The sequence below is a fragment of the Okeania sp. SIO2F4 genome, assembly GCF_010672385.1.
Lineage (GTDB): Bacteria > Cyanobacteriota > Cyanobacteriia > Cyanobacteriales > Microcoleaceae > Trichodesmium.
On record NZ_JAAHGT010000210.1, the window covers coordinates 1 to 11,968 of the forward strand.

At 34.6% G+C, this 11,968-nt stretch carries 10 protein-coding genes; 6 read left to right on the plus strand and 4 right to left on the minus strand.

What is annotated here, in order from left to right; all coding sequences use genetic code 11:
• The first annotated feature begins 354 nt into the window (after positions 1-354).
• From uvrA to F6K22_RS15230, 4 genes are all read left to right on the plus strand, one after another.
• Entirely contained in the window at positions 355-3,330 is a 2,976-nt protein-coding gene (uvrA, locus tag F6K22_RS15215) for an excinuclease ABC subunit UvrA (RefSeq protein ID WP_293099148.1), read from the plus strand.
• A 226-nt stretch (positions 3,331-3,556) separates the two neighbouring features.
• On the plus strand, positions 3,557-4,237 hold the full coding sequence (locus tag F6K22_RS15220; RefSeq protein ID WP_293099151.1) for a nuclease-related domain-containing protein: 681 nt from the start codon (positions 3,557-3,559) through the stop codon (positions 4,235-4,237).
• Positions 4,225-4,980 (plus strand): DEAD/DEAH box helicase family protein, encoded by a 756-nt coding sequence (locus F6K22_RS15225; protein WP_293099155.1) that lies wholly within the window; start codon positions 4,225-4,227, stop codon positions 4,978-4,980. The genes F6K22_RS15220 and F6K22_RS15225 overlap by 13 nt, the downstream gene beginning before the upstream one ends.
• Before the next feature lie 253 nt (positions 4,981-5,233).
• The gene (locus F6K22_RS15230) at positions 5,234-5,416 is read left to right on the plus strand and encodes a hypothetical protein (protein ID WP_293099158.1); all 183 of its coding nucleotides are present in this window, start codon (positions 5,234-5,236) and stop codon (positions 5,414-5,416) included.
• A gap of 477 nt (positions 5,417-5,893) precedes the next feature.
• On the opposite strand, the gene F6K22_RS15235 is transcribed toward F6K22_RS15230, so the two are convergent.
• The 4 genes from F6K22_RS15235 to F6K22_RS15250 all read right to left on the minus strand — a co-directional run bounded on the left by F6K22_RS15235 (position 5,894) and on the right by F6K22_RS15250 (position 7,966).
• Positions 5,894-6,079: a hypothetical protein gene (locus tag F6K22_RS15235; RefSeq protein ID WP_293099160.1), complete on the minus strand. Its 186-nt coding sequence runs from the start codon at positions 6,077-6,079 to the stop codon at positions 5,894-5,896.
• Between the two features lie 251 nt (positions 6,080-6,330).
• Positions 6,331-6,636: a hypothetical protein gene (locus F6K22_RS15240; protein WP_293099163.1), complete on the minus strand. Its 306-nt coding sequence runs from the start codon at positions 6,634-6,636 to the stop codon at positions 6,331-6,333.
• Complete coding sequence (locus F6K22_RS15245) at positions 6,629-6,835, minus strand: hypothetical protein (protein WP_293099166.1); 207 nt, start codon at positions 6,833-6,835, stop codon at positions 6,629-6,631. The genes F6K22_RS15240 and F6K22_RS15245 overlap by 8 nt, the downstream gene beginning before the upstream one ends.
• Before the next feature lie 162 nt (positions 6,836-6,997).
• Positions 6,998-7,966 (minus strand): DNA cytosine methyltransferase, encoded by a 969-nt coding sequence (locus tag F6K22_RS15250; protein ID WP_293099168.1) that lies wholly within the window; start codon positions 7,964-7,966, stop codon positions 6,998-7,000.
• 1,284 nt (positions 7,967-9,250) lie between these two features.
• Here F6K22_RS15250 and nblD point away from each other — a divergent pair.
• On the plus strand, positions 9,251-9,463 hold the full coding sequence (gene nblD / locus F6K22_RS15255) for an NblD family protein (RefSeq protein WP_293099171.1): 213 nt from the start codon (positions 9,251-9,253) through the stop codon (positions 9,461-9,463).
• 405 nt (positions 9,464-9,868) lie between these two features.
• Entirely contained in the window at positions 9,869-10,582 is a 714-nt protein-coding gene (locus tag F6K22_RS15260) for a hypothetical protein (RefSeq protein WP_293099174.1), read from the plus strand.
• Positions 10,583-11,968: the final 1,386 nt, after the last annotated feature.

Below are 11,968 nucleotides of genomic sequence, written 5' to 3' on the forward strand. Positions count from 1 at the left end.
TAGAAAAATTCTGAGAATCCTTCGGCGCGCCGAATTTTTCCCGAAGCTTGAGACAATAAAAATATTGGTAATTTTTCATCGAGGAGAGATGGTAGGAAAAAATTTGGCACTTATCTATAATTTTTGATAAGTGAGAAAATTAGTTCATTTTCCATAGAGTTAGGAGCCATCGCTCCTCAAAGATATATTATTACTCTCCAGGAAACCAGATAATCTCAAACCTGACGCTACAATCATTTACTACTGTCAAACAAAATTTCTATGACCAAGAAATAAATTTAGCCCCTTTCAACCATCCCTTCTTTTTCCCTACTCCCTACTCCCTACTCCCTACTCCCTAAACTAATAACTAAAATGACCACCCCCGAAAATACCATCCGCATCCGAGGAGCTAGACAACATAACCTCAAAAACATCGACCTAGAACTCCCACGCGATCGCCTCATAGTCTTTACAGGAGTTTCTGGCTCCGGCAAATCCTCCCTCGCCTTCGACACAATATTCGCCGAAGGGCAACGTCGCTACGTCGAATCCCTCAGCGCTTATGCCCGACAATTTCTCGGACAACTCGACAAACCAGACGTAGACTCCATCGAAGGATTAAGCCCTGCCATTTCCATCGACCAAAAATCCACATCCCATAATCCCCGCTCCACAGTCGGCACCGTCACAGAAATTTACGACTATCTGAGATTACTATTTGGTAGAGCGGGAGAACCCCATTGCCCAATTTGCCACCATAATATTGCTCCTCAAACTATTGATGAAATGTGCGACAGAGTTATGGCTCTTCCAGACCGCACGAAATTTCATATCCTAGCTCCCGTGGTTCGAGGCAAAAAAGGGACTCATCAGAAACTTTTATCTAGTTTAGCTGCTCAAGGATTTGTTCGTTTGAGGGTTGATGGAGAGGTCGTAGAAATTGCTGAAAACATCAAATTAGATAAAAATCGTACACATACTATAGAAATTGTTATTGACAGACTAATTAAAAAGCCAGGAATAGACGAACGTTTAGCAGATTCTCTAAATACTTGTCTACGTCAATCTACTGGAATTGCTTTGATTAACGTATTAAATGACACATCAGCAAAGATAGGGGCAGTGCCTACAAAAAATAAGTATAACCTAACTCCAGCAAAAATAGCAACTTCAGCTAACTCTAAATCTGACAATAATTCAGCTAATTCCAGTCAGGAACTAGAAGCAGAACTAGAAAATTCTCAGACTCAAATAGTATTTTCGGAAAATTTTGCCTGTCCGGAACATGGAGCAGTGATGGAGGAGTTGTCGCCCCGGCTCTTTTCTTTCAACTCCCCCTACGGTGCCTGTCCGACCTGTCACGGCTTAGGTAGTCTCAAGCAATTTTCCCCAGAATTAATAGTACCCGACCCCAATGCACCCTTATATTCAGCGATCGCTCCTTGGTCAAATAAGGAAAATCCCTATTATTTTTCTCTACTGTATAGTTTGGCTGAAGCTTATGACTTTGAGATAGAAACTCCCTGGAATAAATTGAGCAAGAAGGAACAAAAGTTGGTGCTTGAAGGTAGCGACGAACCTATCTGGATGGAAACAAAAAATGGAGAAGGAGATTATCGTTACTATCCTGGAGTTATCCCGATTTTGGAAAAACAATATCAGGAAACAGGTTCAGATTTAATCAAACAAAAATTAGAACAATACTTAGTCAATCAAACCTGCGAAACTTGTCAAGGAAAAAGACTAAAACCAGAAGCACTTGCCGTAGAAGTCGGGCAATATAAAATTACCGACTTTACAGAAGTTTCCATTCAAGAATGTCTAGAAAAAATCAATAACTTAAAACTAAGCGATCGCCAGGCAAAAATAGCAGAATTAGTATTGAGAGAAATTCGAGCCAGATTACAATTTCTCCTCGACGTTGGCTTAGATTATCTAACATTAGATCGAGCAACAATGACACTTTCTGGAGGAGAAGCACAAAGAATTAGATTAGCAACACAAATTGGTTCTGGTCTAACAGGAGTTCTCTACGTTTTAGACGAACCAAGTATAGGTTTACATCAGAGAGATAACAATCGCCTCTTGCAAACTTTAACCAAACTTCGCGACTTAGGAAATACATTAATAGTTGTAGAACATGATGAAGAAACTATTAGAACTGCCGACCATATTATTGATATAGGTCCGGGAGCGGGAGTGCATGGCGGGCGAATAATTTCTCAGGGAAATTTCCAGACATTATTAGCAACCGAAGATTCAGTAACAGGTGCTTATTTATCTGGCAAAAAAATTATTGCTACCCCATCCGAAAGAAGAACAGGAAACGGCAAATCTCTACTACTGAAAAATTGTCATCGAAACAATCTCAAAAATATAGATATAGAAATTCCTTTAGGAAAACTTGTCTGTATTACTGGCGTTTCCGGTTCAGGAAAATCTACGTTAATGAACGAATTACTTTATCCAGCTTTGCAAAATAATCTCAGTCGTAACGTTCCCTTTCCCAAACAGTTAGAAAAAATCAAAGGATTAAAAGAAATAGATAAAGTAATCGTAATCGACCAATCACCTATTGGCAGAACTCCCCGTTCAAATCCAGCAACTTATACAGGAGTGTTTGATGTAATCAGAGGAATATTTGCCGAAACCATAGAAGCAAAAGCCAGAGGTTATAAACCAGGGCAATTTTCTTTTAACGTCAAAGGCGGCAGATGTGAAGCTTGTAGCGGACAAGGTGTAAATGTAATAGAAATGAACTTTCTGCCAGACGTTTATGTGCAATGTGAAGTTTGTAAAGGTGCAAGATATAGTAGAGAAACTTTGCAGGTGAGATATAAAGATAAGTCAATTGCTGATGTTTTGGATATGACTGTGGAGGAAAGTTTAGAAGTATTTAAAAATATTCCCAGGGCAGCAAGCCGATTACAAACTTTAGTAGATGTAGGATTAGGTTATGTCAAATTAGGTCAACCTGCACCGACTCTTTCTGGAGGAGAAGCGCAAAGAGTAAAATTAGCTTCTGAATTATCTAAGCGAGCAACGGGAAAAACTATCTATTTGATAGATGAACCAACAACTGGTTTGTCATTTTATGACGTTCATCAGTTATTAAATGTTTTGCAAAGATTAGTAGATAAAGGAAATTCTATTGTAGTAATTGAACATAATTTAGATGTAATTCGTTGTGCCGACTGGGTAATAGATTTAGGTCCGGAAGGAGGAGATAAAGGAGGAGAAATTATTGTTTGTGGAACGCCCGAAGAAGTAGCAGAGAATTTTGAGTCTTATACAGGGAAATATTTGCGGGAAATATTGGAAAAGTATCCGCCGAAAATTGAAAATTAACAAAAAGTAAGGGTGCATCTCAATTTTTGAATAAAGCCTAAAATTTATCTCTTTTAGGCAACAGGGAATATATAGGAAAAAAGTATTTTTGCTTGCTATGAGATGCACCCAAAAGTAAATTTAGAAAAAAATAAATCAATATCCATAATTTATTAGTAAATTGATTTTAAATTCAATCTAAATTAGACTATTTATATCAATTTTCATTTCAAGAGAAGAAAAATTTATGGAATTTATTTGGTCTGATTCTGAAGATAATAACTATACAGAGAAGATGATATGGCAAGCTCTCAAAAATTATTTATCTGAAGACGAAGGAATTTGTTATCATCGCTATCCTATCTTTTCTCCAGATAGATCAAGAAGAGAACCAGATATTCTCATGCTCCATAGAAAATGGGGATTATATGTTATTGAAACCAAGGGATGCAAAATCGAAAATATCGAAAAGATTAATGGGCAAGTTTGGGAAATGAAAAATTGGCATTCTAGCCAAGAAACTCCTTACTCTCAGGCAGAAGATCAAATGTTTTCAATACTAGGAAAATTTAAAAATGAGCGTAAGTTGCGTAAAGGAAAATATGATGTAATTCAAGGTCATGTTTTTATAGGTTTACCTTTAATATCTGAGTCTGAATGGAAAAGAAAAGGTCTTGATTTATCTCCTGCTACTCCACTAACTATTATCTTTGCAGATGATTTACAAAAACCTGATGCTTTGAGGAAGAGATTAACTAAAATACCTGCTGAAGAAAAACAAGAATTTATCACAGATGAACAATGGAAACTGGCATTGAGTATTCTTCAAGGCACACCTACTTTACGTCGTGAATTAGACCGGAACCAAAGAAAAATGCATCAAAAGCTGCTTTACTTAGGCAAGTTGAATTACAAATGGAAGGTCTAGATAGAGAGCAGCACAAAATAGCAGTTCAAATGCCAAATAGTCCTCAAAGAATTAGAGGTTTAGCAGGTTCAGGAAAAACAGTTGTAATGTGTATGAAAGCAGCATGGATGCACAATAAACATCCTAATTGGAATATTGCTTATACTTTTTACACCAGAAGTTTATATGAACAAATTAAGAGTAACATTACTCGTTTTTACCGTTGGTGGGCTGATGTAGATCCAAACTGGAATAAAATTCATATACTTCATGCTTGGGGAAGGAAAGATCGGGAAGGTCTATATCGTTTTGTTTCTAAAAAAATGGGGCGTAATTCACGCACATATCTAGAAGCAAAAAATGCTTTTACTCATAAAGAGTACAGTCAAATACTCGGTAATTGCTGTAAAGAACTTAGAGAACTTGAGGATAAAACTCCTCAGTTATTTGATGCAATTCTGATTGATGAAGCCCAAGACTTTAACTTTGAGTTTTATAAATTGTGCTACGACATTTTGCGCGAACCTAAACGTTTAATCTGGGCATACGATGAAGTTCAAAGTTTAGAAAGTCTTTCTATACCAACAGCCATTGAAATTTTTGGTACTCATACAGATGGAACGCCTGTTGTAGAACTTGAAGGTAATTATCCAGATAGTGAAATAGAAAAAGATATGATTCTCTATCATTGTTATCGTACTCCTCGTCCTATTATGGTTACTGCTCATTTCTTTGGAATGGGGTTACTACCTAGAAGTAAGTAGATATTTTCTGAAGTGGAGCGATCGCCTCTTACCCCCCTCTCAACTTTTTGCCAGTTTTTTTCACAGATGAAAATTTCATTCCTATATATAGACACTTGAAAATTTGTCAGAGACTTTTCCAGAATATCTGGTCTACCTAGAGAGAACTAAATATTTTCTGAAGTGGAGCGATCGCCTCTTACCCCCCTCTCAACTTTTTGCCAGTTTTTTTCACAGATGAAAATTTCATTCCTGTATATAGACACTTGAAAATTTGTCAGAGACTTTTCCAGAATATCTGGTCTACCTAGAGAGAACTAAATATTTTCTGAAGTGGAGCGATCGCCTCTTTTCTCCCCCCGACTTTTTACTATTTTTCCTCAGAGATGGAATTTTCTCTCCTCATATTATAGATAGTCGCAAATTTGCCAAAGACTTTTCCAGAATATATAGATAGTCAAAAATTTGTCACAGACTTTTCGAGAATATCTACTTTGTATAGAGGTAAGTAGATATTTTCTGAAATTGTGATCCTGTGAAGCTCTAGTTAAAGATATATGCTTGTTTTTATCTCATCAAATCTTTCCATCCATCCCTCCTCAGTGGAAAACCACAAAGATTTTCATTCTCTTAAGCTCCAAAAAAATTAAAGGATTTTCAGTTGCATCTCCACAAAAATTGTGATAGGCTAAAAATTAGCTGGAGTTGCTCGTCCTCAAGTATGACTTTTTATTCAACTAAATTCTTGGCTAAATGTATAGTTACCTGAGCAAATTGCCTTCTAGTTTCCCTGACTCATTCCATCTTTCAAAATATTAAAGCTATTCCAAAACAGACAAATTTTTATAGGAAAACCAAAAGTAATATCTTTCAATTTTCCTCTCTATCTATCCCTAGATAAATTTCTCTAATTATCAGCTAATTAATTTCCTGTTCAATCTAGATTTTTAACAGGTAGTAAAAATGCTGTTATCAAAGCAATAGTACCCCCCAGTAAACCCCAACCCAACCAAAGATTAAAATTCCCACCTCTACTTTTTGCCACAAAAGCAGCAGCAGTACCAATAACACAATGCAAAACCATTAATATCCAGAATAATTGCCAGTTAATTTCAATCATAATTTTCTTTCAAGTATTAGTGATTTGAGAATAAGGACTTAAAAATTTTTCACCATCAAAATGAATTATAAGGAATTAATTTCTTTGGCTTATTTTAGAAAATTAATTAGCAGTTATTATAGTTCAGATTATAGCATTGATACTTTAAGAGTAATGCTTAGAAAATATGACAAAGATAATAATATTTTAGAGTTAATAACTAGAATAAAACAAATGGCTATTAATATTATTGAGTAGTTTTTCAACCTGTATCATAAAAAATATTCTTGTATCATAAAATTTTCAATAGCTATCTGTAAGGTACGAAAACAACTATCCGAGTACCTAATAATTTCTCTAGTTCTTAAAGCATGAGAATTCTCAATTTTTCTCCATTCATTAGTTTTATTAACGTTAGCTACAGCTAAAAAAGCCATTGCCATTCTTTCCAATCGTCTTTGAGTCATTCCTTCAAGAGGTACACCCAGTTTAGAAATAATATACAAGGCTTCATTGATTAACTTTTGAAGTTGGTTAGACTTATCTGACTTAGTAAGATATTGGGGAACTTCAGACATTTTTATTTCTTAAAAAGGTAATGATAATTGTACGGGAATAATTTTTTGTAAAATTTCCTCTGGCGATAATCTTTCCCCAGATTCTAAATAACTCCTCATACTCCCTGCCATTAGAAATAATATACAAAGCTTCATTGATTAACTTTTGAAGTTGGTTAGACTTATCTGACTTAGTAAGATATTGGGGAACTTCAGACATTTTTATTTCTTCAGGACTTACGCAAAGAAACCCGGTTTCTAGGGTAAATCATTGTTTTTGACCATAAACATCTACGAGAAACCGGGTTTGGGGGGTTCGCCTGCGTAAGTCCTGTTCTTAAAAAGGTAATGATAATTGTACGGGAATAATTTTTTGTGAAATTTACTCTGGTGAGAATCTTTTCCCAGATTCTAAATAATTCCTAATACTCCCCGCTAAATGAAAAGCAAATAAAGGAGGAACTGCATTTCCAATCTGATTAAAACAACTGGTTTCCTTTCCTACAAATTCAAACCAGTCAGGAAAACTTTGTAATCTTGCTGCCTCCCTTAACAATAAACGTCTTCTTCTCCCATCAGGCAATTTTATCCGGTGCATATCACCAGTAGGAGCTGAAATATTTCGACAAGTTAAAGTTCTAGCAGGTTTGTCTAAATATAAATCCCGTGGTTGTTTACAACTAGAAGCTTTTTCATATTTTTCTACATATTTATCCATGCTTGGAGTCAGAAATTTTGACTCCAGAGGCGCGTGAAATGCCATTTCTCCTAATGCTTCTCCAACAGTTACTTTTTGCTCTAAAATTTGAGGAAATTTAAAGTCACCTTTATGCCCAACAACTATTACTCGTTGACGATTTTGAGGCACGCCAAAATCAACAGCATTTAACAATTTAACTTCTATAACATAACCCAAAGCTTGTAGTGCTTGAGTAATTTCATCCAAATACCATTTATTACGATAAAGTAATCCTCTTACATTTTCAAACAACCAAATTTCCGGCTTTAATTTTGCCACTGCATTAATAAAAATAGGAAAACCATCTCGCGAATCTTGCAAACCTTTTTGCTTTCCCCCAACACTAAAAGGTTGACAGGGAGGACCGCCAATTATTACATTTGCCGGAGGTAATTCTGTTTCTGAAGTTAGAGTAATTTTAGTGCAATTACCTTTTAAATTTTGATTATAAGTTGCACAACAATCGGCATCCATTTCAAAACCATGATTTGTAAAACCTTGCGCTTCAAAACCTAGAGATAAACCACCACATCCGGCAAATAGATCGATAACTGAATGATTAACAAAAATAGCTGGTTTAAGTAAATTATTAATTTTGTCTATATAGTTCATGTATGGAATTTACATTTTATTAAAGAAAAGGCAATAGAGAAAAGGAGCATTGAAACAGTTAACAGTTATATTCATTTTCAATAATAATAAAATCTTTTTTAGTTGAAATCCTTGTTATAAATGACTATAACAAACATAGTAGTGAAGAATTTGAACTAACTAAAATCTGCACACTACTAATTTTAGGATTCATGTAAAAATAAGTTGTACAAAATTTATCTGAAATAGATTATGAAATCTAACTTCCATTCAAAAAACTGTTCAGGTTATTCTTACATGGCTCCTTAAAAATATAGTTAGGGTTGTCAAGCTTGGGAGTTAAAACAGTTAAATTTTAACTGTTGATTAATAACTTAATAGGTTTTATAGAAATTTCTATCTCTAAGTGAGGTACAAAATTTGTTTTAGTAAGTAAGTAGTGGAAAGTAGTAATTGGGAAAACAGGGAAGAAAAAAGAAGAAAAACAACTGTATATCAGTAACTTGAAAAACCCTATATAGCAATCCCTAATATAGCAATCCTATTTAAGTTGTAATATTTTTGTGGGAGTATGGAGTCAGATAAAATCCAGTAGGATTGGTGTAATTAGATAAGGAGTCAGGAGTAAAGAGTCATAATTTTAAAATTTTTCAGCTCAAATTAACTATTATAAAAAATTATCACAACTAATGCTAGGATTGCTATCTCTCTTTTTTTTATTTTGCCAAAATTGTACATATTTCATCAAACTTTATGTTATTGTTTGTCTAAAAAAAACTCAGAAATTATGGGGATATTAGCTACATAAACACATTAAAATATTTACATAAAATAGCTCAAAGAATGGAAATAGTAAAATAATTTTATAGCGTTTCTCAATCTTTTAGAGGTACAATTCTTTTTCTTATTTTCTGTTCCTTGTTCCCAGTAAAAGTTTTCCAGAAAAAATATAATTTTATACCTAATACCAAATTCATGCCTAGATAGTTAAACCAAAATCCTCTGCCAAACTATTAAGATATTTGCGCGGTTCCTAATACATACCAACTACTACCTAGTAATATTGTATGAAAGTAGTATAATTCACGATCAAAATGAGTATATATCTAGATTGTTATGATTTTTATGTCTAGCCACTTCTTTGATAGCTAGACTAATAAATAACGTAAAATTTGAGATTCCTTTGACAACCTAAAATGTACCTCCTTAAAATCTCAAATTTGCGCTTAGACAAGATTTGCAAAATTTAGGAAAAAACGCTATATACTTAGAAGTTCATTGAGCCTTAAATAATAAATAATTACGATGTCAGAAAATCAACAAGAGATTTGCCCAGTGTGTCAAGTCAAAATTGTGGGTGGAGATAAGGTATTATTTTCTTCTGGACCACCTGGTACTAGAGCCAAGCTATGGGCTCGTGTCTGTCAATATGTCCAAAAACAAGGTTGTATAAATCAAGAACCAGATGCAGTTGGAAATGTGGAACCCGAAGATTACTATAATCCTGATATTTCCTAGTATCATTTCATTTTTACTTCTAACTCTTTTGCTTCTGGGGAAATAGGTCAAACTAACAAAAATTGCAATTTTAACATATTCATGGTAGGGATAAAATATCTTATAGATAAACTCCTGAGTTTTTTATAGGTTTAAGCAACCTTAACCTTTGACTTTTTGTTTTTGACTTCTGAGTTCCATTTTGGTGCGAAAAAGTAGTGATATTTTGGATTTTTGTTGCATGAGTTTAGTTATGATATTAAATGGCTTCAGAAAATAGATACTCAATATTATTCTTAATATGATGCCCTATATATTTTTTTAAATAGTGCTGATTTAATCATACAGTGAAATCAAATAATGAATCAGACTCTAGCGTTTATAGTAGGATGTATTCTAACGGGGGTCTTAATTGTCCTCTTACTTATGGGTTGGATTGTTTTTGGCAAGTCATCTCCTGATGAGCAGATGAAATTGTCAATACCATCTCCTTCACCCTCAGTAACATTTTCTTCTCCTCCTAAAGTTTCTCCTCTAGTAACTCCCCTACCTCAGCCACTACCATTAACACCCCCACCTATTTCAGTTCCTTCTGCTCCTGACTTCAAGGATTATAAGTTGGAACAACAAATTAGAAATCAATCTGAACAACAACGTTCAGCTTACGACCAACTGAAAACTCAACTACAACAGCAATTACTAGATACACGACAGTTGAAAACTCAGTTAGAACAACAGTCGGGAGAAATACAACAACTCAGACTCCAACAAGATCAATTAAGGCTAGAAAATGACCGACTATTGGTTCAAGTCCAACAGCAAGAACGTTTGATTTCTGGCTTAAGTCTACAGCAAGGTATAGATAATTATAATAAAAGGTCGTCAAATAGTTCTGCAAGTTATTTAGAAAAAGGTTTACTATGGTTTGTTGCTGGAATAATCCTAGCTATTTTAGTTTTAGGTGGTGGCATTATTTTAATCGGGATGATTATTTTGTTTGCCCAACCTCAACGACGAGCTTCTTACAGTAGTAAGACTACGACCCAAAATATTAATGTTCCTTGGGAGTATACAATTTATGAGCAGGAGCCAACTAAATTTTTACCTCCTTATATTGACAGGAATAAACGGATGAAATAATCAAATGAAGTTGTGATTATTTGATGAATTATAAAATATCATACATACATAAATATATAGGTTAGGTTGCTATAATATCCAGTTTATAGAATATTTTATATAAGACATTCTTGCTTGCTACCCAACATTTTCCCCTTTTCTAGCAAATTAATTGTAATAGCTGTTTAAAACAATTTTTCTGAGTAATAAAATAGCTATAAAAATTATGTTAAATTGCTTAAATATCAAACCATTCATTTATGTTATACACAATCTCAGAAATTTTGCTCAGTAACTGCTGTAAATTAAATTTCCCAGAAAGAGGGAAGAAGACTGTATTTAGCAATAAAAAATAGATATAGCGTTTCTCAAGGAGCGTGAGGTACAGTTGTTTGTCTTATTTTCTCTCTTGGTGTGCGTTCCCTCTGTTGGTCAGCATTCCCTCACAGGAGTGCGCGTTCCGCAAGTGGACTATCGTCGTCGCGGGGTCGCACCGCTATTCCCTGCTTCCCAAATTACCGAAAAATTAAGGTTTAAAGCCTATCTTTCAAGGAGAAAAAAGCGGTCGGAAAGCTTAGCATTCCGAAGGATGGGATGGCGAGGTCTCCTCGCTGGCCTCCAATCGACCAAGAGAACAAAAAAAATTCCTTTTAACCAATCCTATCCGTTTTTAAAGAAGAGGTAATTATTAATTATTAGACATCTCCGGTAATCAAAAATAAAATCAATCCCATACGGATAAATCATCAATTATTTCTCCCTACTCCCTATTCCCTACTCCCTACTCCCTCTTTTCCGGATCTCTCTATTAATAATTAATTATTAATTCTTGAATACTCCCTACTCCCTAAAACCAAGGAATGTGCGTACCTTACCAGCATGGAAAATGATATATAGAGATAGGGATTATCATATTTAATGAGGTACAGCATTTTTTTCTATTCCCTATTACCTTCACTATTCTACATTCCCTAAAATCCAAAACCTGTGTATTTCACCAAGGAGAAGAATTGCTATGTAGCAATCAACTAACTGCCTAGACACAATTAATTACCTAATTTTATTCTCTATGATTTTTACAATCTAGGCTCTTCAGTATTATAGTATCTTTAAATATATTGTGCATAACTACTTTATTAGCGTAAGCATTCAGCTATTAGCATTCAGTATTTCCTACGGAATGCGCTCGCATTTGGCTTTTGAACGTAATAACTTGACTTCGGTTAGCTGATGAACTTTTTTTTTCCTTCGGAATGCTGCGCAAACATAAGTTTGAATTATCCGTGGAGACTAATTCCTCATTCGGTCTGATAATGAGCTAATAACTCATAGTTGTTTTCGGCTCTCACCGACATGAAACTCTACGCGACATGAAAAACTTAGCCACGACCCTGGAGGCTAGCTGAC